The 25,489-nt window shown below is 49.4% G+C and carries 23 protein-coding genes and 1 pseudogene; 3 read left to right on the plus strand and 21 right to left on the minus strand.

Annotation, left to right across the window (positions count from 1 at the left end; translation table 11 throughout):
* Position 1: 1 nt before the first annotated feature.
* From CJP46_RS26005 to CJP46_RS26015, 3 genes are all read right to left on the minus strand, one after another.
* Positions 2-658, minus strand: coding sequence for a response regulator transcription factor (locus tag CJP46_RS26005; protein ID WP_094598542.1), 657 nt, complete (start codon positions 656-658; stop codon positions 2-4).
* Positions 659-919: 261 nt separating this feature from the next.
* Positions 920-1,822, minus strand: a complete 903-nt coding sequence (locus CJP46_RS26010; RefSeq protein WP_094598543.1) for a nucleoside hydrolase — start codon at positions 1,820-1,822, stop codon at positions 920-922.
* 377 nt (positions 1,823-2,199) lie between these two features.
* The gene (locus CJP46_RS26015) at positions 2,200-2,439 is read right to left on the minus strand and encodes a MerR family transcriptional regulator (protein ID WP_256992535.1); all 240 of its coding nucleotides are present in this window, start codon (positions 2,437-2,439) and stop codon (positions 2,200-2,202) included.
* A 94-nt stretch (positions 2,440-2,533) separates the two neighbouring features.
* Here CJP46_RS26015 and CJP46_RS26020 point away from each other — a divergent pair, with 94 nt between their 5' ends.
* Both CJP46_RS26020 and CJP46_RS26025 read left to right on the plus strand, forming a co-directional pair.
* Complete coding sequence (locus CJP46_RS26020) at positions 2,534-3,379, plus strand: SDR family oxidoreductase (RefSeq protein WP_094598544.1); 846 nt, start codon at positions 2,534-2,536, stop codon at positions 3,377-3,379.
* Between the two features lie 24 nt (positions 3,380-3,403).
* Positions 3,404-3,547 (plus strand): annotated as a pseudogene (locus CJP46_RS26025) (TipAS antibiotic-recognition domain-containing protein); the annotation flags it as partial.
* Between the two features lie 109 nt (positions 3,548-3,656).
* Here the strand turns inward: CJP46_RS26025 and CJP46_RS26030 are convergent.
* The 6 genes from CJP46_RS26030 to CJP46_RS26050 all read right to left on the minus strand — a co-directional run bounded on the left by CJP46_RS26030 (position 3,657) and on the right by CJP46_RS26050 (position 8,272).
* Complete coding sequence (locus CJP46_RS26030; RefSeq protein ID WP_094598546.1) at positions 3,657-4,367, minus strand: N-acetylmuramoyl-L-alanine amidase family protein; 711 nt, start codon at positions 4,365-4,367, stop codon at positions 3,657-3,659.
* Between the two features lie 188 nt (positions 4,368-4,555).
* The gene (locus tag CJP46_RS26035; RefSeq protein ID WP_094598547.1) at positions 4,556-6,373 is read right to left on the minus strand and encodes a sensor histidine kinase; all 1,818 of its coding nucleotides are present in this window, start codon (positions 6,371-6,373) and stop codon (positions 4,556-4,558) included.
* On the minus strand, positions 6,370-7,047 hold the full coding sequence (locus tag CJP46_RS26040) for a response regulator transcription factor (RefSeq protein WP_094598548.1): 678 nt from the start codon (positions 7,045-7,047) through the stop codon (positions 6,370-6,372). The genes CJP46_RS26035 and CJP46_RS26040 overlap by 4 nt, the downstream gene beginning before the upstream one ends.
* A 302-nt stretch (positions 7,048-7,349) precedes the next feature.
* A complete protein-coding gene (locus CJP46_RS26045) occupies positions 7,350-7,598 on the minus strand; it encodes an iron-sulfur cluster biosynthesis family protein (protein ID WP_306431091.1) in 249 nt (82 codons plus the stop codon).
* Positions 7,549-7,680, minus strand: a complete 132-nt coding sequence (locus CJP46_RS37440) for a hypothetical protein (protein ID WP_306431092.1) — start codon at positions 7,678-7,680, stop codon at positions 7,549-7,551. Before CJP46_RS37440 ends, CJP46_RS26045 begins: the two co-directional genes overlap by 50 nt.
* 64 nt (positions 7,681-7,744) lie before the next feature.
* Complete coding sequence (locus CJP46_RS26050; protein WP_094598633.1) at positions 7,745-8,272, minus strand: GNAT family N-acetyltransferase; 528 nt, start codon at positions 8,270-8,272, stop codon at positions 7,745-7,747.
* A 295-nt stretch (positions 8,273-8,567) separates the two neighbouring features.
* Between CJP46_RS26050 and CJP46_RS26055 the strand changes: the two genes are divergently transcribed.
* Positions 8,568-9,782 (plus strand): MFS transporter, encoded by a 1,215-nt coding sequence (locus CJP46_RS26055; RefSeq protein WP_094598549.1) that lies wholly within the window; start codon positions 8,568-8,570, stop codon positions 9,780-9,782.
* 98 nt (positions 9,783-9,880) lie between these two features.
* On the opposite strand, the gene CJP46_RS26060 is transcribed toward CJP46_RS26055, so the two are convergent.
* The 12 genes from CJP46_RS26060 to CJP46_RS26115 all read right to left on the minus strand — a co-directional run bounded on the left by CJP46_RS26060 (position 9,881) and on the right by CJP46_RS26115 (position 25,344).
* Entirely contained in the window at positions 9,881-11,869 is a 1,989-nt protein-coding gene (locus CJP46_RS26060) for a Na+/H+ antiporter (RefSeq protein WP_094598550.1), read from the minus strand.
* Between the two features lie 430 nt (positions 11,870-12,299).
* A complete protein-coding gene (locus CJP46_RS26065; protein WP_179281340.1) occupies positions 12,300-13,154 on the minus strand; it encodes a GNAT family N-acetyltransferase in 855 nt (284 codons plus the stop codon).
* 135 nt (positions 13,155-13,289) lie between these two features.
* Positions 13,290-13,556: a CD3324 family protein gene (locus tag CJP46_RS26070; RefSeq protein WP_094598552.1), complete on the minus strand. Its 267-nt coding sequence runs from the start codon at positions 13,554-13,556 to the stop codon at positions 13,290-13,292.
* A 304-nt stretch (positions 13,557-13,860) separates the two neighbouring features.
* Positions 13,861-14,397 carry a DinB family protein gene (locus CJP46_RS26075; RefSeq protein WP_094598553.1) on the minus strand — a complete coding sequence of 179 codons (537 nt, stop codon included), beginning with the start codon at positions 14,395-14,397 and terminating at the stop codon, positions 13,861-13,863.
* A 405-nt stretch (positions 14,398-14,802) separates the two neighbouring features.
* Positions 14,803-15,810: an SGNH/GDSL hydrolase family protein gene (locus CJP46_RS26080; protein ID WP_094598554.1), complete on the minus strand. Its 1,008-nt coding sequence runs from the start codon at positions 15,808-15,810 to the stop codon at positions 14,803-14,805.
* The gene (locus CJP46_RS26085) at positions 15,807-17,195 is read right to left on the minus strand and encodes an FAD-dependent oxidoreductase (protein WP_094598555.1); all 1,389 of its coding nucleotides are present in this window, start codon (positions 17,193-17,195) and stop codon (positions 15,807-15,809) included. Before CJP46_RS26085 ends, CJP46_RS26080 begins: the two co-directional genes overlap by 4 nt.
* 46 nt (positions 17,196-17,241) lie before the next feature.
* Positions 17,242-18,252 (minus strand): glycoside hydrolase family 130 protein, encoded by a 1,011-nt coding sequence (locus tag CJP46_RS26090; protein WP_094598634.1) that lies wholly within the window; start codon positions 18,250-18,252, stop codon positions 17,242-17,244.
* Positions 18,253-18,509: 257 nt separating this feature from the next.
* On the minus strand, positions 18,510-19,412 hold the full coding sequence (locus CJP46_RS26095; protein WP_094598556.1) for a carbohydrate ABC transporter permease: 903 nt from the start codon (positions 19,410-19,412) through the stop codon (positions 18,510-18,512).
* 18 nt (positions 19,413-19,430) lie between these two features.
* The gene (locus CJP46_RS26100) at positions 19,431-20,330 is read right to left on the minus strand and encodes a carbohydrate ABC transporter permease (protein ID WP_094598557.1); all 900 of its coding nucleotides are present in this window, start codon (positions 20,328-20,330) and stop codon (positions 19,431-19,433) included.
* A 93-nt stretch (positions 20,331-20,423) separates the two neighbouring features.
* Positions 20,424-21,839 carry an ABC transporter substrate-binding protein gene (locus CJP46_RS26105; protein WP_094598558.1) on the minus strand — a complete coding sequence of 472 codons (1,416 nt, stop codon included), beginning with the start codon at positions 21,837-21,839 and terminating at the stop codon, positions 20,424-20,426.
* A 129-nt stretch (positions 21,840-21,968) separates the two neighbouring features.
* Positions 21,969-23,603: a response regulator gene (locus CJP46_RS26110; protein ID WP_094598559.1), complete on the minus strand. Its 1,635-nt coding sequence runs from the start codon at positions 23,601-23,603 to the stop codon at positions 21,969-21,971.
* Positions 23,590-25,344, minus strand: coding sequence for a cache domain-containing sensor histidine kinase (locus CJP46_RS26115; RefSeq protein WP_094598560.1), 1,755 nt, complete (start codon positions 25,342-25,344; stop codon positions 23,590-23,592). Before CJP46_RS26115 ends, CJP46_RS26110 begins: the two co-directional genes overlap by 14 nt.
* Positions 25,345-25,489 lie beyond the last annotated feature (145 nt).

The following is a 25,489-nucleotide window of genomic DNA, read 5'->3' on the forward strand; positions in this document are numbered from 1 at the left end:
CTCAATCCTCCAGGCGATATCCGATTTTATAAATCGTCTTGATCTGCTCCTGCAAGTTCAGCTTCTTGCGGAGGGATTTGATGTGCATATCCACGGTCCGGGTCTCTCCGTAATAATCCCCGCCCCAGACCTTGTCCAGAAATTGCTCTCGTGTCAGGGCGATATTTTTGTTTTTGAGCAGAACGACCAGCAAATCGTACTCCTTCGGCGTTAATTCCACTGGCTCCATCTGAATCAGGACCTCACGCTTGTCGAGGTCTACCTGCACATGCTGAAACTCCATCATTCGCTCTTCCTTGCCATATCTGCGCAAGACCGTCTCAATCCGCGCCAGCAGCTCGATCGCTTCAAAGGGCTTAACCATATAGTCATCAGCCCCCAGCTTTAGTCCGTTGACCTTGTCGTATACAGAGTTTTTAGCAGTCAGGAAAATTACAGGCGTGCCATACGGCTTGATGCGTTCCATCAGCTCAAAGCCATCTAGATGCGGGATCATGACATCCAGCAAGATCAGATCGAATTTCTCCCGCTTCAGCACTTCGTGCGCAGCCAGGCCGTCATAGACCTCTGTGGTAGCATAGTTCACCAGATTGAGGTTCATTTTGATAATTTTCGAGATATGGATATCGTCTTCAACAATTAGGATCTTCTTTGTCATACGTCTTCTGCTCCTGTAGTTCATTAGTGGTCATCTATCTAAATTGAACAATTGATAACTAGTTCAACATATATTATATCGGATAAAGATGAACACACAAAAAAAGCTCCGCCTTTGGCGGTAGCTTCAGAGTGCCCGAGAAAGTTCATATCCCGGGTTTGGCCCGAAATGTACGATCTACTTCCTCTATTATATTTGTGTGTATAGATTGAAGTATCCTACCTAGTCGATCACGTTGTTCCTCTATGTAAACCCTGTTGTTTATTGTCTCTTCCGACCAAACTTTCTATGGAATTGAGCCAACTTCGCATAAAAATCTTCCAAAATAAAGCGAGGATCTATCGTTTCATAAACTCGAATCGGGCGGTGCTTTCCGTTATGTATATACTTCATTTGTTGGTCAAATTCAGGCGCAGGTTTCCATGACCACCGGCCGCAATCCGGATATATAATGACACCAACCGCCGGCGAATCTCCCAACACACGATATTCGGCCGGTCCTTGAACACTCGCATTGTTAAATTCAATTAATTGCTCTACAAGATACTTCCCAATTTCTCCATTAGGGTAAACTCTTTCGACCAGTTCCGCGTAACCAGCCGGTATTTGCCGGTAAACAGCGCGGGAGATTTGCCACACTTCAAGCTTCGATTTAAATACAACGTTTGCCGAATGAATATCGTTAGACAAATTATACTCTGGGCCGCCAACAGGCCATTCGCCACCACCAATCCAAATCACCTTGATGTTTCGTTCGGCAATCCGCGGTTCCAGCAATAATGCAGACGCCATATCTGTTAGGGGACCGTAAAAAGCGATATAAAGCGGTCGATCGTCCTCTTTCATAGCCTCTTCAATAATAAGCCTAGCTCCTTGAGAATCAACTGGTGTTTGTTCATTCGGCATGGCGTATTCTGCGCCGTCTTCAACCCTAAACTTTTCTTCCAGACCCATTAGTTTCAACAAAAGCATCGTTTCATCATGACTTTCCTTTAAGCTTGTTTTTGATTTTCGATCACCGAAATGTGCTGGAATGATCCCATGCAATTCAAACGATGGAGTCAGCACGGCATGCACGATGGCAAATTGATCGTCCGCTTCGTTTTTCGCATCGGTATTGATGATCACTCTTGTTTTCTTCTCATTAGGAATTCGAATCTCCATATTGATTCCTCCCTTAGACTCTGTTTTCTTCCGGCTCTTAATGCAGGTAACGCTCCAGATGCCGGCTTACTTCAGCGTTTGCCAAACAAGCGCTTTCATTTGATCAATTGACTTAATATGCCATTTGCCGCCTGGGAGCCACCGATCAAACTCGTTCGTGGATTTCTGTAAACGCATCTAAACAGTTTAGTTGTGTTCCCTATTTTTATCGGAAGCAATTCTAAATTATCATGCTACACCCCACCAGTCAACGATAATTCAGTTAAAAATAAGTAATATTTATTATTTGTTTAGTTTATTCGCCATAAAGTTTAGTTACAATATTGCAAGTTGTTGAGCTGAGGACTAAACTTGACTTATTTAACAACTAAGGGGGCCTATCTTTGAAAATGCAGGATATCGCCATGCTTGCTGGCGTATCCAAATCCAGCCAGCGAACAGCCGATGGACTGGAACTTCTTGATGAGCTTCAACCGCTCGACAGCCTCATCCGAATAGTTGCGGTAATTGTTGCTTTCTCGCCGGACATGCCGATCATCCAGCAAGCCTTCCTTTTCATAAAAGCGGATCGTATGAATCGTTAATCCCATTTTATCCGCCAGTTCCTGAATTTTCATAAACATTTCTCCTTTGGACCGCTTGCCCTAGAGTTCACTTCATAGTTTATGCTTAATATGTTCAAGCAGTCAACTCATGAAGGAGGAAATGATTATGCATGTTTTTGTTACAGGAGCAACAGGGTATGTCGGTTCCGCGGTCGTCCGGGAACTGATCGGCGCGGGACATACCGTGTCGGGTCTTTGCCGTTCTGAAGAGAAAGCCGCGGGATTAAGGGCGGCGGGAGCCGAACCGCTGTACGGCACGCTGGACGATCTCGATACTCTAAGCAGAGCCGCCGCGGCTGCGGACGGCGTGATTCATTTGGCGTTCACCAACGATTTTTCCGACTTTGAAGGTGCGCTGGCTCTGGATTTGCGGGCCGTCCAAGTCATGGGAGCGGCGCTCGAAGGCTCCGGGAAGCCGTTCATTACCACGGCTCACGCAAATGGGCATACCGTGGATCAAGCCGTGCTCGCGATGGCAGAGCGGGGTATTCGGGCATCGATCGTCTCGCTTGCACCGTCCGTGCACGGCGAAGGCGATAAGGGCTTTGTGCCGATGATGATCAACATCGCTCGGGCGAAGGGTTTCGCCGCCTACATCGGCGACGGAACGAACCACTGGCCGGCGGTTCACCGCCTGGATGCGGCGGTTCTGTACCGTCTGGCGCTGGAATCCGCCCCGGCGGGCTCACGGCTGCTAGGCGCTGGCGATGAAGGCATTCCGCTCCGCGAGATCGCCGCGGTCATCGGACGGCAATTGAACATGCCGGCAGTCAGTATAACGCCTGAAGAAGCTGCCGCCCATTTCGGATTTCTTGGCTCCATTGCGGCATTCGACATCACAAGCTTGTACAACACTGCAGAAGCGAGTCTGGCAACACGGGAGCTTCTGGGGTGGAAACCGATACAGCCCGGACTAATCGCCGATCTCGAAGAAGGGCATTATTTTGCATAAAAAAGGAACGTGTGCCAAGGCTATCATTATTCACTTGAAGCGTTCAAAGGATTAGGGCAGTTGTATGTAGATGATGAAGGATTCACTCAAAGCATCGAACGGTTCGGGGACTGCCTGTCTAAATTCATGCACAATGTGATGTCTGTATACGCGGATAACAACTCTTAATTTCCTGTAAATTAAAATTGAAGCTCACCCGATTCGGGTTGAGCTTCAAACGCATGTTCCAATTGATCAGCCTCTTTATGTCCCTTTGTTCATATCCATCTTCCTCTCTTTACCTTAGTTCCAAATATTCTTTGATTCCGTCCAGAATGGAGCTGGCCATCCGGAATTGAACTTCGTCGCTCAGCATTTGTTTTTCTTCCTGAGGATTCGTTAAATATCCCGTCTCGATCAAGACACCCGGCATGTTCGTTTCCTTTACGACGAAATAATTTTCTTTTTTCACTCCCCTGTCCCGAAATCCGCTGGTTTGTATCATATGCTTTTGCATAATTTCAGCCAAGGACAAGGAATCTTCGTGATAATAGTAGGTTTCCGTACCCGAAATGTTGGGGTCCTCATAGGTATTGCCGTGAATGGATATGAACAAATCGGCACCAAGATCATTGGCAAATTTCGGCCTTGCCCGGTCAATCGAGGATATAAATTGGTCGTCCGTTCGGGTCAAATACACCTGAATTTGCGGTTCTTGCGTCGCCAGCTCCTTCACCTTGAGCGCCAGCTGCAGCGTAAAATCCTTCTCCGAACTTCCGCTAGCTCCCGTCGCCCCGCGATCTTTGCCGCCATGCCCGGGATCGATGACGATTTTATACGGCGTCCCCGGCAGATGGGATTCACCTCTGTTTTCGCCTAATAGGCTCATCATCCGATAGCTTTGCTCGGTCTTGCCGCGGCTTGCGGCGCCATCTTCCGAATGGATGCTGTACAGCAAGACGATCACCACGGACAACAAAAATGCGACTAACAGTACGGCTTTTCTCATACTCTCTCTCTCCTCCCTCTGAAAAAGAGATTACGCTCAGGAGATCAAGATGAAGTGCAGATCCTATCAAATCGATTTATAGATTCGGTCAGCAATGATGAGTAGAACATCCCCTCTCTATTACAGAAAGAATAATAGGGAGAGATGCAGAAAAAGTGCAGATGAAATAAAAGCGCAGAACCGCAGTTCTACGCTTTTTTATTCAAATGAAATTGGAACATGACCCCATCAGACGTATTGGATACCCCAAAAGGTACCCCATGCATCTCCAGAATCTTTTTGGAAATGGCCAGACCGAGACCGGTACTTCCCGTTGACCGTTGTCGGGAAGGTTCGCCACGATAAAATCGGTCCCAAATCTTCTCAAGTTGCTCGTCCGGGATGGAGGTTCCTTTATTTTCGATACAAATTTTAACGGTGTCCTGATCCTCCAAGGTGGTTATGAAAATGGACTCCTGCTCCGGTGTATAACGAATCGCGTTGGTGAGGAAATTGACGACGACTTGCTCAATCCGCAGCTCATTCGCCACAACTTCGACATGATTCAGTGAAGTGTACAGATGTAATTGCTTTGCCTTGATATCGGCAGCCAATTTTGCGCATATCCGCTCGATAACAGTGTCGATATCAAAAGGTTCCATGACCATGTTATACGTGCCGGATTCATATTTTGCCAATTCCAGCATATCCACGATCAGCAGATCCATCCTTTTGACCTCGTCCTCCATCGCCTGAAAATAATAATCCCGTTTATGGCTTGCCACCCCGTCCTTCAAAATGGCTAGGCAGCTCTGAATGACACTTAACGGAGTCTTCAGCTCATGGGATACGCCGGATATAAATTCTTTTCGCGTGTGCTCCAGCTGCTTTTCTTTCTCGATGTCCTGCTCAAGCCTAAGAATATGGGAGTGCAGCCGCTCGGAGAGGTCGTTAATATTGCGCGACAAGTCTCCGATTTCATCCTTCGTTGTGATGGGGATTTTCTCCGAAAAGTCGAGATCGGCCATTTGCCGGGTGGTTCGGTTGATCCGTAGCAGAGGCCGAGCGATCTGGCGGGAGTAATAGAACGATGCCAGCACCACGAGAAGCAGAGTGGCAATTATGATGTACACATAGTAATCTTTGATCATCCCTGCTGCTTCATTGACCGGTTGGAGTGACGTCATTGCGAACAGGTATGCGGGATTTCCGTCGCGATCTTGAATGCGGTTCACGAAAATTTTGTAGTTCGCGCGATTTTCTTCATAATCTACGATCTGATTTGCGTTCGTGGCATCCTCAAAGTCGCCGTACAATAGATCCGCTTGGAAAGCTTTGATACGGTCCAGAAACAAGTGATTGGTGTAACGCGAGACTCCCGCCCCTTCCGGTATCCGAACTTTCGTAATGGTTCCTTTGACCAGAAATGTGGAATATTTTTCACGATATTGGGTCACGTTCGATCGATTGAGGACCTCGTACTCTTTGTTCACCATCTCACGATTTTCCAGCCGGGATTCATCCCTCAAATTGGATCTGCTCCTCCCCATTCGCTGGATAACCGGCTGATTGTTCATAATCAAGCCTTCCATGGCGATCTCTCCCCCTTCCTGAATCCAAGGCGTGAGGAACGTATTATCGCTGCCGAAGTCCTCCACGTTGATTACACTGTATAAGGGGATGGTCATTGTTTTATTGGAGAACATGGCATCATCCGAATGTTCCAGCTTGATTTCCATGATATAATCCTCGGTATATTTCAAATTCCCTCGCGCGTCCAGCGTCGCGATCCATGTATTGTTTCTTTGATAGAAGTCTTGCTCGAGCTTTGCCGCCTCTTGGGCGTTCGTGGCACGATTCAAGTCGCTTTGTTCATAAGCCTGCAGCGCCTCGTTAACGCTCTTCACTTTCTGATGAACATAGAATTGCTTGAAAAATACGGTTTGCAAGGCAAACATGACGGCAAGAATGAACAAGCATAATCCCGTCGTGAGTAGAAACAGCTTAAGAACGATGCCTTTTTTCATAGCTTCTCCTCGAATTTATAACCTGATCGAACGATCGTGACTATATGCTTGGCATGCTCACCTATCTTGGAACGCAAATTGCGGATATGACTGTTCACCGTTCGATCGTCGCCGACGAAATCATATCCCCAAATTTTTGTCATCAGCTGCTCTCTGGTTATAATAATCCCTCTGTTTTTCATCAAATAAGCCAAAATTTCAAATTCCGTATGCGTCAAACTGCAATGTTCCCCATCAACTGAAACGGTGCGGGACGGAAAGTGGATCGAAATACCGCTGCTGGACAACGTATCTTCCTCCTGTTCCCGGATCTGTCTCGTTTCCAAAAGCCGTTTCGCCCGGGCCAGCAGGATTTGAGGACTGTACGGTTTGGTTACATAGTCGTCGGCACCTAGTTCAAAACCAAGCAATGTATCATCTTCATCCGAACGGGCGGTCAACATAATAATCGGAACATTCGATATCTTACGGATACGTCTGCATACAGACCATCCGTCCAATTCAGGGAGCATGATATCGAGTATGATCAGATCCACCTCATGATCTTGAAATAACGCCAGAGCATGTTTCCCATCGCCCGCTTCAAGCACCTCATATCCTTCTTCCAGCAAATAATCTTTCATGATTTCCCGTAAAATATGTTCATCTTCTACAATCAATATTGTTCTTGACATACGACACCCTCTCAACGTTTTCCGATAGCCTTTTCTTCAAACCTCTAGAAATTGCTGCATGCGTATAAATTGGATCCTAACATGTTATCGAACACAAGATCAAATGCCATACTTGCTTCGTATGATGGGCTTCAAGTTCTTGTAATCCGATTTTGACACGAATATAGATCCTTTAAGCACAAAAAGCCGCATAGCTGCGGCTTATAAGCGTGTTATCGTCTTACCATTTTTCTCACAAAAAGGATAACCCTTGCGGCGTTGGTGTTCATTCAATCTTTCCAGTAAATTTTCAAATTGCAGCACTACTTATCATCGATATCCCTGACGTCTTTGATTCTGACATTGGAACTGTATAAAGACGAATCACTAGTCACTTTGAACGACGGGTATGATCGATCCGCTTCCAGCTTCAACACGTTGTCGAACAAGCTTTCCTGCTGCCTGTCGACCAGAAAAGTAAAGGTTTTTACAGTAATCTTAATATCAGTGTCAAGCGGTTGCTCAAGAATCGATGGCCAACACCCCGTTGCACCCGCAATTTTCGGTATCATAAAAAAGCTTGAAAAAACCGGGGCGTCCGGCCAAACTTTTCACTAGTTTTTCTTCCGTATAAGGATCAATTAAAATGATCACTTTCTGGCCTCCCACAAACATCGTCTTCTATCGGTACAGCAGCTACAATGTTGTTTTGTTACAATTATTCATTCTCCCCGACTGTCAATCTCCAGTCATTACATCGTATGATAGTCCCTATGGGGTATTCAAAATCACACTCATCGATCCATGAGAAGCCGAGCTTGCGACAAATGGCGTTAGAAGCGGGATTGTTGATTTTAGGAAAAGCGTGAATGAATCTATGTTTCTTTTCAGATTTGATAGAAGTTATGGCCTTCGCTGTTGCCTCTGTCGCTATCCCTCTACCTTGAAATGCCGGCAAAACACTCCAGCCTATCTCATAAATAGATTCTCCTTGCCAAGTCTGATCCCAATAGCCTACACTACCCACAACTTCTAGCTGCGGAAGCAGGAGGATCTTAAACATTCGTCCGGTTCCTTTTTGGGCGATTTCATAGTAGCGCTTATGACGAGAGAGGATTTTCTCCTCAGTTTCCGGACCTCCAAAATGCACGGTCATCTCCGGCGAATTTAATTGGCGAAGCAAACCCAGATCCCCGTCGTCCCAAAGCTTAATGATTACCTCTGGCATATTCCTTTGTTCCGTCATGTCACTCACCCCACTTTTTATATCCCCGACCTCATTAATATAATCGTGATTTACTATTCTCAGTCCAATCATACCAGAACATACATTCTTATACCATCAAAAATCATCGCTTACGCAAAACGATCTGAAGAACTCATGATGATAAGTAGGGCCATCTATATAAAAATGATTCCTATCGTAAATATTATTCATATTATTCAAGCGGACTGACGCATGCTAACATAAATGAATGGGAACTGATCTATCCTGTTCCCATATTCATTGTATATATTTTTGGGTATAGAGGAGAGCATTGATGTTACCAAGGTCAGCATTTCCATTACTTCTATTGAATATGTTTCTCGCCAATCTTAGCATGGGGCTCGTCATTCCGATCGTGCCGGAACTCCTTGAGATGTTTTCAGCAAGCGGACAAGCCGCCGGCTATCTCGTCTCTTGCTTCGGTTTGACTCAGTTTCTATTCTCACCCTTTGCAGGAAATTTGTCCGATCGATACGGTCGTAAACCGATGATCATCACAGGGTTGGTTTTGTTTGCAGTTTCTAATTTACTGGCGGCGTTTGCAGGCGATTTAACCTTATTATTCGTGTCGAGACTAATCGGCGGAATAGGGTCAGCCGCCCTGGTCCCTGCGATTATTGCTTATGTTGCGGATATTACAGAAGATGCCCAGCGCAGCAAGGCCATGTCGTGGTTAGGCGCATCGATGACATCGGGTTTTATTATCGGGCCGGGTGTAGGAGGATTGCTTGCGGAGTGGGGTATCAAAATGCCTTTCTTCGCTTCCGCATCCGTTGGACTGCTGGCGATGATATGCAGTATGTGGATGCTCCCCGAACCGCTGTCGCCTGATATCCGCCGCCTTCGCCAGTCTGTGCAGGAAAAGAAAGACAATATTTTTCGTCAAATTGGGCTTTCCGTACGCTCCCGTTATTTTATCTTGCTGCTTATTGTTTTCGCCATGACTTTTGGTCTAACGCATTTTGAAGCGATTTTTCCGCTTTTTGTGGTTCAGGGTTATGGCTTCACTACGCAGCAAATTGCCATTTTACTTACCGTTTGTTCTTTAATCGGCACGCTGAACCAAATCCTTCTGACCGACCGGATAACCCGCCGGTTTGGGGAAAAGCGGATTATCGTCGCCATGCTATTGTTATCTGCTCTCACTCTCGCATCCCTGCTTTTCTCAGGAAATTACTACTATGTCATGATTATCACCATGCTATTTTTTTCTTTCAATAATATTTTGCGTCCAACCATCAATACACTACTATCCAAAGAAGCTGGTGAGGAACAAGGATTCGTGGCAGGCATGAATAATGCCTATACGAGCCTTGGTACGATCTTTGGACCGTTACTCGCAGGTATTTTGTATGAAGTCCATATCGACTTGCCTTATCTATTTGGTGCATTCGTGCTGCTTGCAAGCAGCCTAGTCTCGGTAAGGAAATTGAATAAAACTTCGACATCCGCGTCTTCAGATCCGTTAACGGGCAGCATAAATCAATAGTCCCACCATCCCTTCAACCTAAGGAATAAATGGAGAACCATATATGTTCTTGTCCTGCGTTTTTGACAAGAACATATATCGTTAGTCCGGGATCACGCTCAACTCGTCTCTTCTCTCAAATCATGCTCCATGAAGAGAATATCTCGTTTCATTTCCTTCATGCCTTGTCTAGAAATCCGCCCCGTCTCGAACATGGATTGGATGTTGTCTCTCTCCAGCTGAATTCCGATCCGGGCCAGTTCCTGCATCGATATATCGAAATCTTTCCGGTTGTAGGTGTCCGATTCTTTTCTGGTCAGACGCAGCAGCGTATGTTCATATTGCAGAATCAGCGAGCTGACCGTCTCCATATCCGGCTGGCCTTCCGCAAGCAGAGCATTTAGCTGCTTAATGACATAAGCAATATTTTGAATTCTGAGCGTGGTTAATTCGGCGCGTCTTTCTCGGATGCTTAATTGGGCTGGATGCAGCATTCCGAACACTTCGATCCATTGCTTCACAGGGAAAAGCTCTTTTTTATAACGGACATCTCCTGTGTGCATAAATAACAGTTGGTTAATTCTATTAAGGTAGCTATACGCTGTGTATGGATTCACTTCTTTCTTTTGAAGCGAATGCAGCGTGTTCTCTCTTTCCCATTTCAGGATAGACAGGCCCACGGCTCGCTGTTCGTTATCTTTCTTTTCATCTTTCCTGAGCGATTTGATTCTGGAAGTATACGTATTAATGATCTGGGCCGTCGCCAGCCGATTCTGCTCTGTGGTCAGATCGTTTAATCCGTTAACCACATTCTTCAGAATCTCAATTTTTGCCTGAGTCTCCTCCTCTTCCTGCTCCGTTTGCGTTTCTTTCCCCAATATAAGCGGCAACAGATAGTTGGAGGCCAGAAGGGTCCACAGGATAACTCCAGCCGCAAGGAAAATGATCAGATCCCTGGCCGGAAATACGGTGCCATCATCAAGAAAAAACGGCAGCGACAACGTACTCGCCAGTGTGATCGTTCCCCGGACTCCCGATAGACTGAGGATAAGCGCCTGCTTGAGCCTGGTCTGCCAAGAGCTGCGCAATTTGTGCCTTGCGAAGATATCCATCAGGATCGCCCAGATAAAGCGCAAGCCAAGTACAGCCAAAGTCAGCAATAGGGTATACATAATTACCTTTGGATTCCCTATTTCCGTACTGTTCCAAATCGTCTGAATAATATCAGGAAGCTGCGTGCCGAGCAGAAGGAAAACCAGGCCGTTCAAAACAAAGATAATGACCGACCAGGTGCTTTTGGATACGACTCTCAGCTTGGCCACCTCGGGATTCATTTTCTTGTAATTGAAAGAATGGGCGATTCCCGCGGCGACGACGGCCAGGATACCGTTAACCCCTAATTCCTCGGCCGCCATAAAAATCACAAAGGGAGTCAGGATCTCAATCAGCATGTGGAGCGTGACATTCTCCATCCCCAGTTTCCGCAGCCATTTCACCACCCCATATTTTACAAGTGTGAGCAGCAGGCCCAATATCACACCACCAAGAGATATGGAAATAAAGCTGAGGCTGGCAGATTTGAAAGAGAACACGCCGGTGACCATAGCGGCTACGGCAAACTGAAATGAGACCAGCCCCGAAGCGTCATTGATTAAGGATTCTCCCTCGAGAATTTGCATCGTCCGGTGGGGGATTTTTACTTTCTGCTCCAGCGCACCCACGGCAACAGCGTCGGTAGGCGCCAGTGCGGCCGCCAGTGCAAAGGATGCCGCCAGCGGGATGACCGGGAGCAGCCAGTTCAGGAAATAACCCATCACGGCTACCGTTACGAACACTAGGCCCAGCGCCAGCAAAAGGATAGGCTTCTTCAGCTTCCAGAGCGCTTCTTTATCCGCATGCCTGCCATCATTGAACAGTAAAGGGGCAATGAACAGAAGCAAAAACAGGTCCGGATTTAATTTCAGTTCAAAGTGCAAGGGCAGCCAAGTAATCAGCATCCCCAGCACGATTTGAATAATAGGCACGGAGACCGATGGAATAAACCGGTTCACCAAATTGGATACAGCGACAGCCGTAAGCATCAGCAAAATAAATTCAAACAATTCCAAACGAATCTTACCTCCATAGATCTGCAATCAGCAGCTTTTCGTAAAAACAGGTTACTAACAACAATTCACCTTATTGTAAAATAAATTTATGAACTGGATGTGAATCGCTTTGCACTAGAGACCTGAGCCATATTCTATAGTTCCCATAGGTATTTTTATCGGAATGTCCGACAGCTTCATTAACACATCCTACTTTTCAATTTGTTATTCAGTGGGTCAGCATAAATACTCATGTTCTTGACTTATTGGGCTAACTATAGTTATTTCTTGTCCCTGGTTTTGATATGAAAATGTATCGTTAAAACACAAAAAGCCGAAGCTATGCGGCTTTTTGGTGCGTATGTTCTTATCGTTTTATACCGGTTGGTATGACCGGCTGCAATTTGGACGACCAACTGCTCGGTTTACGATTTGCACTTTAAGCTTTTTGCTAAATATCTCTTGACATGAGTTCTAATCGTACAGGAAAGGTATACCCCATGGACTCTAACAACAACATAGCATCCTTATTCTGTTCATTAACCAGCGTCTCAGCTTCGTTTCGACCGTTCTTCAGGTGATACTCAAAACCCTTTGTTATGAGAAACTTACCCAGCCCTTTATTACGCCATCGAGAAATGACGAATAATCGTTCAACTGCGCCAGTTTGCCAACACATCACGCTGCCTACAAGCTCATTACCTTCAAATGCAGAAATGGTATGTAACTCTGGACCACCCATCATCCATTCCAACATATTTACACTTCTGTATACAACACCTTGATAGAATTGATTTTCTAATTCGGTATATTTGATTCTTTCCTCTTTGAATTCCATCGGATGGAATATGACATGAACTCCGACAGGCGTGCTGACTTCAGGCATGGTTTTTTCAAGTGAACGTTTTGCTATGTAATAGGTTTGATAAGGGATAAAACCTTTCTCTTCATAAAATGCTCTGTCCCCATAAAAGTCTTTCCACGCAACCAACTTTGTCTTTTTGTTTGGATTACGCAGCTTTTGACAGGTAGTTATGAACGTTGGGTAAAGAGCCTCTCTCACCTCGTCCATGCGATTTGAAGCTAATTCATTCGTGGGCATCTCAATTTCGAATACATCATGATCATCTGCTATTCCATGTCGCAAGTAACCCACACAAATTAAATGACCATCCTCATTAAAAATACAACTCATCCTCTGATGATCGTAATCTTTATTGTACTTAAAAAGGATCCATGCTTTGTGACTTAAATTTTTAACGGTATCCTCTAATTCAGCACAATATGGACGAACTTGTAATGACATCCCAGTTCCCTCCCTGAAAGGTGTTTTTCCAATCGTAGCAAACGGAACTGCTTTAAACCTATATAAAAGATATTTCAGAATCATTTATTACACAAAAAGAAATCACATCCAGAGAACTGATGTGATTTCTGTCACCTATGCTTTTGAATAAATGATCTTTTTAATACTATCGTGGGAAAGACAGAATTGATCAGAAAGTTCATCGATCGTTGCACCTTCGATATATTGTTGACGTATGGTTTCATTTCTGAGACTCAAATGTTGTCGACTTCCTGAATTTTCGCCCCATTTCCTTCGTTGGCCTTCAGGAGTTGGGATGTAAACCATGCTTCCGTGGATGTATTTCTGTATTTCCTTTAAAAGTTCTTCTGGAAAAATGATATCTGCGTTTACATACTTCATGGTAGCTCTGCTCCTTAAAATGAAATGAAATTTAAGGGTGCAAAGCCTATCCTATAAACAATAATCACAAACGCTGATATGAAGGCGGTAAAATTAAATCATTCCTAGCTCCATACAAACAACCGCCGTTGTTTATAGATCAAGACTTTGCATGGAGCAGATCGTAGATTTACCCATCCTTTGAGACCTCACTTTCAAAAATCTCAGTGTCCAATTCTATTCTCAATATTACATTCGATAATATTTGAACTGATTCCTGCACCTCATGTAAATGTTTGGAACGATGCTGAACAGCCTCCTATTATTATTCTCGCTCCTTTGGCCAAGAGCCCTGTTGTTTACGAATGAATACAATTTGCCCTATATGGTATACGTTGTGCAAAATTTGACGAGACAGAACCCCGACATGTTCCTCTTCCAGCTGACTGTCATTCATTTGTGCCAGTGATTTTCGAAGATCTTCACAAATTTGGCGTGTTTCTGCCACGGTTGCCTCCCATTTTTCAGAATCTGCCGGGTCCCCGGTATCTCCAAATGTATTCTCTGCGAAGATAGCCTTCCATTTGGAACTTGGAGGTTCCCCGATATCTCCATATGTGATCTTGTGATTATATGTCTTTTTTCCAGGATTTGTGTCATTGAGTTGTCTAACAAGTAAGGCGTTGTAATAATTAAGATGATTCACAGTTTGCCAGATCGTATTCCCTCCACCAGGGGGTTGCCAGCTTGCATCTGCGGAATTTAAACCCTTAAGGGCAGATTCTATGGGTAAAAACCAGGTCTCGGTATCCCAAATAAAGTCATATTGCATGCGAAAAATATCCATCGGTTTTAGGTTCATTTGCCTGCTCACTCCAAGGTATTCATATTTAAGGTTCTCCAAACAAGATCACTATCGTCAGCTGTTCCTTTAAAACTTCTAGATTATTTTAATGCAAAACAATAAAAGGCATCAGCATTAGATTGGACTTCAGTCACTACTTAGACGTAAAAATTTTCCACTAGTTTCACTATCGTAAGCTCAAATTCATGTCGTACTATTATTTGCCTTTGTTGTAACGCTTCAAAGCTTGTCCCGCTTCGTCCCTATGGCTCCGACAGGAAATGCCTGTACACAGCAGTACCGTTCCAGATCCCGCAGCAGGGAAAAGTAAAACCGGCCGCAAGCAGCGGCCGGTTTTGCTTTGAACAGACTTAAAATCCGCCTTCTTTTTCAACGTATAAACTAAAAAATCGTATGAATTCATCAATCCCCAAATCGATATACAGCTCGGAACGCAAATTCATGAAGGTCGCCGAAACGCCGCCCTAGCAACTCATATCCCTCGGCTCCAGGGTGCAGGCCGTCCGTCAGATAGGCTTCATCTTCCGGGCCAAGCCAGTCCAGGCCATCCTGGTAGTAAATTTTTCGATCGCCCCGCTCTCGCAATAGCTCCACGGTCTCGCGGATGGCTTCACGCATCATGGGCAGAGTGAAGCCCAGCAAATTGAGCTCCGTTTCACGGATGGTGCCATATATCGGGGAAATGACAAGCAGCGGGGTCTCCCTATGCTTCTCGCGTATCGTCTTCAGCAGTCCAATCAGCAGCGGCTTGAACATGCGCGGGCTTACAGTGCCTGCGCCATAGATGTTCACGCCCACACATATGGAGATGAAATCGGCCGGCAAATCGCGAATGAGCCGCCCGATCATCGGTTCCATGTGGCAGCTGCCGGAGAAGCCGAGATTGGTCAAGCTGAAACCGCAGGCTTCGGCAGCAATGGCCGGCCAAGCGCGTGAGGGGCTGGAAGCCGCGACGCATTGGGTAATGGAGCTGCCGTAAGTGATCCATCGGGGCCGGGTGTCCGGCAGCGGGACTCCGACGTCTTGGGCGCCAATTCGCAGGCCGGTGACGGTCATTCCTATATTTTGCGGGAGCCAGATCTCCAGATCCTTGACTCCGCTTTGAAATCCACTGAACAAGGCATCTGTTGCTGCGCCGGGCAGGCGGAGCGTCTGGAACAATTCTCCCCCTACCAGGCAATCCATAGCGGCGGCATCCGCAAGCGGTTTGAACGATATCGCGACCTCTACGGCATCCGTGCGCAGCCGCAGGCGGATACCGGCGCAAATCTCCGCCTTGCCCCCGATCCCCTCCGGCGGATATAGGTCGTAATCCGTGTAAGGAATGCGCCACGGCTTGATTCCTTCCTCCCGGTGCTCCAGCGAAACGGCACCGTGAAACCACTCATCCGTCAAGGGAAGCTGCTTCACGGTGCATTCCCTTCTTTCTTGCGCCCTGTCTCCTCAGCCGGTATGAGATCCTCGCCCAGCCATACATCCTGCTCCAGTAGCCGCTGCTGAAGCTCGGCTACGGTAATGCCGCGCGAGCCGGTACCGTCTCGCAGCGCCAAAACAGCCGCCGTCCCCGCGGCCTGCCCCATGGAGAAGCAGTTCGGCATCACCCGCAGAGAGCCTTGGACCGCACGATCCGAGGACACGGAACGTCCGGCGACCCAAAGGTTGTCGATGCCGACCGGCAGCAGGATCCGGTACGGTACGCCGTGTGAAACTCCCGGAGGCAAATGGTTGAAGGTCATATCGCTTTTGCTGTTGGCGAGATGGATGTCGATGTAGTAGGCGTTCCGGGCAATGTCATCCGGAAAGGAGCGCGCAGCAAGGAAATCATCGACCGTTAGGATGTAGTCCCCTTCGATGCGCCGCGTCTCTCGAATGCCGAGCTGCTCTCCGCTCGCCACCATATGGGCGTGGTCAAAGCCCGGTACATAGCGGCGGAAGAATTGCAGCTGGCGCTCCGCCGTGCGGCGTCCTTCAATCGCCCCCCGCGTCAAATCTTCGGCAAGCGTTCCGTCGACGCCGAATACATGGCCGAAGTTGACGCCCACTAGATAGTCGCTGACCCAGGCAAGCCCGGAGATCGACTTGCGGCCCTCCGGCAGCGCTCCGTCCTTGATCGCCAGCTCCACCGTCTTGTGCAGCTGGCCCGTGTCCCCGCTCTCCTCCAGGAACCGTCTGAACTTCGAACGATCCACATTCGCAAGCAGATAGCACATGCTGCCAGGTTGTAGCTCGCCCGCTTCCCCGCCCTTCTGAAAAGGGACTCCCGCCAGCGCAGCGATATCCCCGTCTCCCGAACAATCGATGATATACCGGCAGGAAATGAAGGAACGTCCGGTTTTGTTGACGACAATGACACCTTCAACCGTTCTGCGATCCTCGGACAGTACGACATCGTAGACAAAGGTGTGATACAGCGGCGTGACGCCGCTTTCCAGAATGGCATCGTCATAGACCCGTTTCAGCACCTCGGGATCGATCGGTACCCAATCCAGCAGCTCTTGATATTCCTCACGGTACCCGGCGTCGCACGCCTGCTTCATCCGCTCCATCAGTTCAAGGCCGAGGCCGCGGATAATCGGCTTCCGCTTATCCGTAAAGGGGCAGAAGGCCGGGACGAGCGCAACGGTGCCCATGCCGCCAAGGAACCCTCGCTGCTCCACCAGCATCGTGCTTGCTCCGCCTCTCGCCGCGGCAATAGCCGCGGCGATGCCGGAAGCGCCGCCGCCGATGACCAGCACATCCACGCTCTGGGCAACCGGAATGCTGGCGGAAGGCAGCGTTATATGTCCATCATTCATAGTAAGCTCCTCCAAATCTGTATAGGTTTAGACTTTCCGATTCAGCTTATTTGACCGTACCTTCAAGACAAAGACGCAGCAGATCATCCACATGCGCGGTAGCCAGACATTCCACCGTATCGGCGGCGCCGTAGTAAATTTTGACTTCCCCGGATTCCTCCAAAATCATGCCTCCGGGAAAAATGACATCATTCCGGAAGCCCCCGTTGGTCTCATATTCTGCCTCAGGCGCGAGCAGCGGCGCCGCCGCCCTGCCGATGATCCGGCTGGGATCAGCTAAATCCAGCAGCATAATGCCGGCGGTATAGCGTTTCTTCCAGCTATCCTCCCAGCCGTTTTTCCCCCGGCTGCGGTCAAGGTCCACGGCATGGAACAGGGTCAGCCAGCCTTTGTCCGTTTTGACGGGCGGAGCGCCCGGGCCCACCTTGTCATTGGCATAGGCCACGTCTTCGACCGCCAGCATCAGCTTGGAGTTGCCCCAATATTTCAGGTCGGGCGAGTCGCTCATCCACATGTCAAAGCGTTCTCTGCCGCCCCGGCTGTATACGGGCATTGGACGTTCCAGCCGCACATATTTGCCCCCGATCCGTTCCGGGAACAATACCATATTACGGTTGTCCGGCAGCGACAGACTCAACACCTCGAAGGAGCTGAAATCTTCCGTTACGGCGATGCCGCCGCGCAGTCCATGCTTCGTATCTACCGCAAAGCACATATAGCATTGTTCGCCGATCACCGTCAGACGCGGATCATACACGCGGATGACCTCTTCATCATGCCACGACCAGCATGGACCCGGCTGAACCTCCCACTTTACTCCATCTTCGCTGAAGGCCAATCCGAGATTGGTTGTATGATGGGGGGCAACGATCCCCTTGCGTTCATCGCCGTAGTCATTGCGGAAGACCATCACATATTTGCCTTTAAATTTGGCGACCCCGGCATTAAAGACCATTGCCGGACCGTAAGGTACATCGCCTGGCGACAGAATTGGATTCGCTGAATACCGGGCGATCACCGGGCTGGAAACCAAGGGTCCCACTGTAAAGTCACTCATATGCATGCATAATACTCCTTTGTATAAGAGGATGTTCAAAAAGTCGTCTTCCCATGACGAAGCAGTTCGAGGAGTGGATTCGACGTCGAATCTTGAACTCAGCCGGAACTTCCGGTGCTCACGTACCCAAAACGTACGCTCCGCTCCTCAGTCCCTGGCTTCATCCAACTCAAGCGTTTTGAAAAAACGCACTTCGGAAGCATAAGCTTCGGTCCTGTAAACCCGACTTTTTGAACTCGCACTATAAGAAATTGAATCTAGCCTTTGACGGAACCCGCCGTCACCTGGATAAACGTCTTGTTTGCCAGAATATAGGCAATCAGCATCGGCAGTATCGACAAACATGCTCCCGCCATCATCAGATGGATCTGCATGGCCGCGGAAGATCCGTAGCGGAGATTCGCCAGCCCGACGGTAAGCGTCTGCAGCTGCGGATTGGTCATCGTGAACACGAGCGGCAGAATGTATTCGTTCCACGCATGCCGGAAGGCGAACAGCCCGGCCACGCCCAGACCCGGTGTTAGGAGCGGCAGGATGATCCGGAAGAAGGTGCGGATGAACCCGGAGCCGTCCACCATTGCCGCTTCATCAAGCTCGCGGGGAATGGCTTTGAAGAAGCCCTGCAGCATAAAAAACGTGCTGGAATGGGCGCTGATCAGAATCAGGATGACTCCCCACAGCGTGGTATTCAAGTGCAGTGCCACCATCAGGTCAAATTGCGGACGCAGCACAATGGCGCCGACGGATATAAACATCATCGATGCCTGCACCGTAACATACAGGGCTTTACCGGGAAAATCCCGCCGGTCCACTACATATGCCGCCATGGAAGCAACCAATAAAGTGCCTGCTGTAACCATAATGCTGACAAACACGCTGTTCCAGGTATAGCGGGCGAAATTAGCCTGCTTCCAGGCTTCCGCATAGTTGGCGAATTGCAGTTTGGCCGGCAGCAGGCTGCCGCCGGTCATCATTTCGGCGCCGGTCTTGAGAGAGCCGGATAATGTCATAAGCAGGGGAAACAAAGTCAGCATCGCCGTTGCCAATAAAAACAGCCACATGATCGTACGGGCCATAACTCTGCTTGCATGGCCGGAAATCGGGCGGGCAGCCAATTTCCCGCGCCCGTTCGGCTGTGGGGATAACATCTGTTCGTTCATTGATGGACCTCCTGTACGCTAATACACTTTGTTCATTTTACGGCTCAAGAAGAAATATAAGCCGGTGACCGCTCCGACGATTACTGCGCTTGCGAAGCCTACGGCACTGCCGTAACCAAGCTGCTGTGTTACGGGTGAACCCGTAGATACCGGGAACAGTAATTTGTACAGATACAAATACATGACCTCGGTTTTGCCGATCGGTCCGCCTTCCGTGATGACCATAATGCTCTCATAGCCTTTCAGGGAAGCGATAATCGCCAGCATCATGACCATCTGAGCAACCGGTGCCAGCATCGGAAGCGTGATGTTCCAGAATCGACTTCCGGCATTCGCGCCGTCAATGGCTGCGCTCTCGTACAAATCCTGCGGAATACTCTGCAGTCCGGCCAGGAACAGCAGCATATAATTACCGACCGCGCCCCATACCGCCACAAGAATGACCGTGAGCATCGCATGCTTCGGTCCGAGCCAGTCGATAGGCTGCGAAACGAGGTGCAGCTTCATCAGAACGGTGTTAACCATCCCGTTATAGGAATTGAAGATATTATAAAAAACAACGGATATGACTGCGGTACTGATGACCGTCGGCATAAAATAAATGCTCCGCAGCAGATTTCCACCCCGCAGCTTGCCGTTCAGAATGACTGCCAACAGCAGGGACAACGGCAGCGTCAGCAGCAGCTTGCCTCCGGCAAAGATAAAGGTATTACCCACTGATTCCCAGAACAACCCGTCGCGCATCAACCGCCGGAAATTGTCCAGGCCAATGAACAGCGCATCGCCGTAACCGGCATAATCATAGAACATATAGCGCAGCATCCAGAGCAGGGGATAGATGCCTAAAGCAGCAGTCAGAATGATGCTCGGGACCAGGAACAGAGAATTCTCCCCGAGCCGTTTCCATTTAAAGCTCATGATTCGTTCCTCCTTCCTTTTAAGTGCAAGGACTTCTTCAGGAAAAGCAAAGGGGCATCCGCCAAGAAGTGCGCGTCAGCCCCATCCTCCCTGTTATTTTCCCTGCGGTTTGCTTGGATCAAAAGCAGGGTCCGGTGTTACGGTAATCTCGCCTTTCTCCACGGCTTTGGACAAGGCTGCGTTGTATCTGGTGTTCAAATCCGCTGTGATCGCTTTCAAATCTCCCCCGCTGAGAATATATTTGAAGAAGGCATCCCCATAGTTGGAACCTTCCGGAGTAACGCTTGGCGAAGCGGGCCAGAGCGAGTCGTGTTCTCCGACCAGGAAACCTTCCATCCCATTGATCTCAGGGTTTTTAGCCTGTTCCACAATACTTGGCACAATGGCAATCCCGAAGCCTTTTTCATGATAGGTCTTCAAAATTTCGTCGCCGTACATATACTGCATAAATTTCCAGGCCGCGTCCTGGTGGTCCGACTTGGCGCTGATGCCGAGCCAGGTTCCGGCGGACACGATTTCGGAAGTTCCCTTGATCTGTCCGTCCAGCGTTGGGGCTAAGGCTCCCCCCCAATTGATTTCCGTCGGGAATTGATCCATGTACACGCCCGGCTCCGTCGAGAATGAAAGATACATGCCGATTTTACCTGCGGCGAATTGGGCGCGAAGCGGGTCGATGTCCAGCGTCTCCGCGCCGGGCAGAATGCTTCCGTCTTGATACATTTGCTTGAAGTATTCGACAACCTGCGAGTAAGGTGCGAAATCGAATTGGCCGGTTTTCGGATCGAAGCCAAGTCCCTGATAGCCGCTCAAGGAGAGAATCTCCCGGATGGAACGCTCGAACGCCGACTTCGGACTTTTGAAGTTCAACGCGAAGCCGTATATACCTTCGGATTTACCGGCCGCGGTAATTTTTTTGGCATCGTCGACCATTTCCTGCAGCGATGCCGGGGGATTCGCGATACCCGCTTTGGCAAAGAGATCCTTGTTGTAGACCAGACGCAAGGTAAGGCCGGTATTGGGCAAGGAGTACAGCTTGCCGTCAAAACGGTTGACATTGTCGAACACCAGGCTGCCGAACTCCGTTTTCATGTCATCGGTGAGATAACCGTCAATGGGTGCCAGGTACCCTTTTTTGACGAACTCGGCCGTGTTGCCGCTCTTCAGGCGCAGCAAATCCGGCGCCTGGTTGCTGGAAAAGGCGATGTCGACGCTTTGCGTGTAGTTCTCAGACATCACCGTCAATTCTACCTGAATATGGTCGCCGTTCGTCTCATTAAACTTGTTGATCAATTCCTTGATATACTCCTGGTCATGACGGTCATCAGTCCAGTATTTAAGCCTTACAGGCTCGCTGGCGCTGCCGCCCGTTTCAGCTGCGGGAGCCGCTGTGCCGCCGCCCGCCGCATCATTCGCCGTATCGCCATTGCCGTTGTTGCCGTTCCCACCGCAGCCTGCGATCCCGGCAGCCAGCATGAGGCTCAGGCTGAGACCTAACCATTTTTTTCGCATACGTTTTTCCCCTTTGATTAGCATTTATATTGTGAACTCGCCTTTTATTATAGATCTCTGTCCTCGAAAAAGGAGTGCGGCAGACTCACTCTCCAGGGACAGTATTCTATGGTCTGCACAGCACGAGCCTCATGCCTCCGGCCGGTCCGGGTGATAGCCCGCCCTGAACTCCGATGGCGTCTGACCGGTGCTCTTCTTGAACATCTCGCTGAAATATCTGCGCTCCTCGTAGCCTACTGCCGAAGCCACCTCCTGCACCTGCGCCCCCTCTACCAACAGCAGCTTCGCTTTATGGATGCGTTCCGAGGTCGTATACTGGGTGACCGTCATCCCGGTCACTTTCTTGAACAGGCTGGAAAAGTAGCTCGCGCTGAGATGAACATGGGCAGCGCATTCGCCTACGGTAATATCGTCGGACAGGCGGCTCTTGATATAGTCGATGGCTTCATAAATCACCCGCTGTCCTTCGGACAAGCTGTTCCGGCGTACCAGTTCGGCTCCCTCTGTGCATAAAGCAAGCAGTTGTCGCTGCAGAGAGGGCAGCGACACCCCCGCTGCCCCTTGAACCGCCCTGAATCTCTGGATCAGCGGCTGGATGTCCGGATACGGAACCATCTCGTAAAAGGTGCGAATGGCTGAAGCGGCCAGCTCATCGTACAAACTGAGGAGGTAATCCGGATTTTGCCGGGAGATCAGATTCTGCAGCGTTTCCGAAATCGCGGACAGAATGGCGCCCGTCCGGCCGACATTCCCGGAACGAAGGGCAAGCAGCAGCTCATCCTTGTACTCCAGCGCCAGCGGCTCCTGGCTTCCGCTCTGATGAATATCGTCGTACATAATGGCCGCATTGCCTTCGGTGAACAGGTGATGGGACAGCGCCCGATGAGCCTGGCGGTAGGAATCGGGCAGCTCGCTGATCTCCTCCACTCTGCCGCCGACCCCGACCGAAACCGTAAACTTGGTATACTGCTCAATATTCCGGCAGCACAACTCGGCAATTTCGATCGGACTGAACGGACCAGATACACCTGCAGCGTTCAGTACGGCCAGGTACCGGTCATGACGGGCGCGGAAAACGACGCTGCGCGCATAGTCGTCCAGTGTCTCCTGCATGATATTCAGCAGTGAGAAACGGATCAGCTCCATCTCGTGGATGGACAGCTCGGCAGCCTGCTCCTGGAAACGGTCAATTTCGATCAGCATCACTACGAAACCCTGAGGTTCCAGCTCAATATTCAGAAAATCCCACCGCCTCGAAGCCTCTTCCCATGAAGTGCGGTGGCTCACAAGCAGCGAAAAGTATTCCTGCCGCAGCACCGGCATGCTCTCGCGGAGCTTATTCTCCATTTCCCTCAGACTTAAGCGCTTGGACCTCTCTTCCATAATATCCGCCTTGGCCCGCAGCACCGTCGACATGATATCTTCCTCTGAAAAAGGCTTCACCACAAAATCAAACGCACCTAGCTGCACGGCCTGCTGTGCATATTCAAAGTCGGCATAGCCGCTGATCAAAATGACCTTGCAGCTGCGGTTCTCTTCCAAAACTGCGCGCAGCAGGCTCAGCCCGTCCATTCTCGGCATCCGGATATCGGTAATGATCAGATCCGGCCGCAGCTCATTGATCATCTTAAGCCCCTCTTCCCCGTTGTTCGATACCCCCGCGACCCGAATCCCCTGCTCTTCCCAGTTCATCGCGGTCAGCCCGTCCACCACGCTTTTGATATCGTCGATCATACAGAGAGTGACCGCCTTATGATTGCTCATCCGAATGCTCCCCCTTCTTAGGTAATGCAATCCGTACTTCCGTTCCGCGTTCCGGCGTACTGTCTACATGAATTTCCGCACTGTTCCCGTAATAGAGCTGTAGCCGCTGGATCAGATTGGACACGGCATACCCCTTCTCCGATTCGCGCCAAAAGAGTGCGCGCACTTGGGTCTGGTCCATGCCGCTGCCGTTATCGCGTACGGCAATCGTCCAGCGTTCCCCGTCTCCGGCAATCTCGATCTCGATCCAGCCGCCGTTCACCAGGTCGCGAAAACCATGCAGAATGCTGTTCTCTACCAGCGGCTGCAGAATGATTCGCGGAATCGAAAGCGAGGACAGCTCCGGTTCGCGGACATCAATGTCATAGGAGAACAACCCTTCATAGCAGCTTGCCTGCAGCTCAAGATACTGGCGCACATGCTCCAGTTCTTTCGTCAATGTCGTAATTTCCTGGCCGTTGTTCAGCCCGAGCTGGAACAGCCGGGAAAGCGACATGACCATTTTTTGCGAAGGTCCGACCTGCCTCAAATTCAGCTTCCAGTAAATGGTGTTCAGGGTGTTATACAGAAAATGGGGGTCCATCTGAGCCGATAGCGCCTTGATCTCCGCAGACCGCTTATGCGTCTGCGCCTCCGTGACCTCTTCAATCAACACCACGATCTGCTCCAGCATCCGGTTGAACCGGAAGCCCACCTGTGCCAGCTCATCTCCGCTGCCGCTCTCAAAACGGGCGGACAAATCATTGTTCTCCACCCGCTTCATCACTTTCAGCAGCCCTTGCAGCGGCTTCAGCAGATAGCGCGTAAACGCGCCGGAAATCAGCGTTGTTACGGTAAATGCCGTCAGAGCAATCCCGGCGATCAGCCATTTCACATATACCATGTCTTTCAGCACGCTGGCCTGAGACTGGATGGTGGTCATCGTCCAATCCGCTATGCCGAGTTGGGCATAATTGAGCAAATAAGCTTTGCCGTCCAGTTCAAAGGATTGGCTGCCTTCCGGGCGGTTCATCATATTCCTCAGATTCCCTAATTCTACCGCCTGCTGGACCAGCGGCTCCTTCCCAGGGTAAACCGTCTCTCCTTTTGCGTTCAGCAAAAAGCTCAACGCCCCTGTCCCGGTGTCTCCCTGCACCAGCTTGCGGAAGCCGTCCTCGCGGATATTCACGACAATATAGACATCACTGACCGGAATGTCAAAGATCGGCTCCAGAATTAGCGAGATGACCCGGTCTCTGCCGGAGAAGAGCATATCCTCATGGCCCTCCACCCAGAGGTTCTTTTTCTCCTTTTCGATGCGGTCATACAGAAAAGTATCCTCAAACGCGGTGAGCCGGTTGCGGTTCAAGGACGAAGGATAGAACTCGCCAATCGGCGTAGTCACGTAGATGGACTGGATCAGCGGCTCGGCAATCCGCGCCTGCGAGAAAACGTTGTCAAGATCGTTCAGATGCGTGTAATACTTGCTGGAGTCCCCGGAGGCGGCATCCTTCAGCATGTCGTGAAAAGGCTGGCTGATCATGAACGTCATCATAATCAGCATCAGCTTGTTCAGCTTCTCATCCACGATCTGCGCGGACCTGACCACCGTATCCTGCGTGAGCTTCAGCGCGTTTTTTTCCAGGGTGGCAGCCGAAATATAATAAGATAGCCCTCCGGTCATCAGCACGGAGAGCAGGATGACGGCTAGAAATGCGATTTTGAGTTTGTTGCGGAACGATTGCCTGCGAAGGTAGCCCAAGCTTCTTACGCCTCCCGTTATAGTCTCTATCCTTCGATTATGTCACTGGAAACCCCAACTCGACAATAAGCGACGCCAAGAATAAGTTAAAAAACGAAGCTGTCCCAAGCAGCCATTTTACGGCTGTTGGGGCAGCTCCTTCGTA

It is taken from the genome of Paenibacillus sp. XY044 (assembly GCF_002257645.1).
GTDB lineage: Bacteria > Bacillota > Bacilli > Paenibacillales > Paenibacillaceae > Paenibacillus_AQ.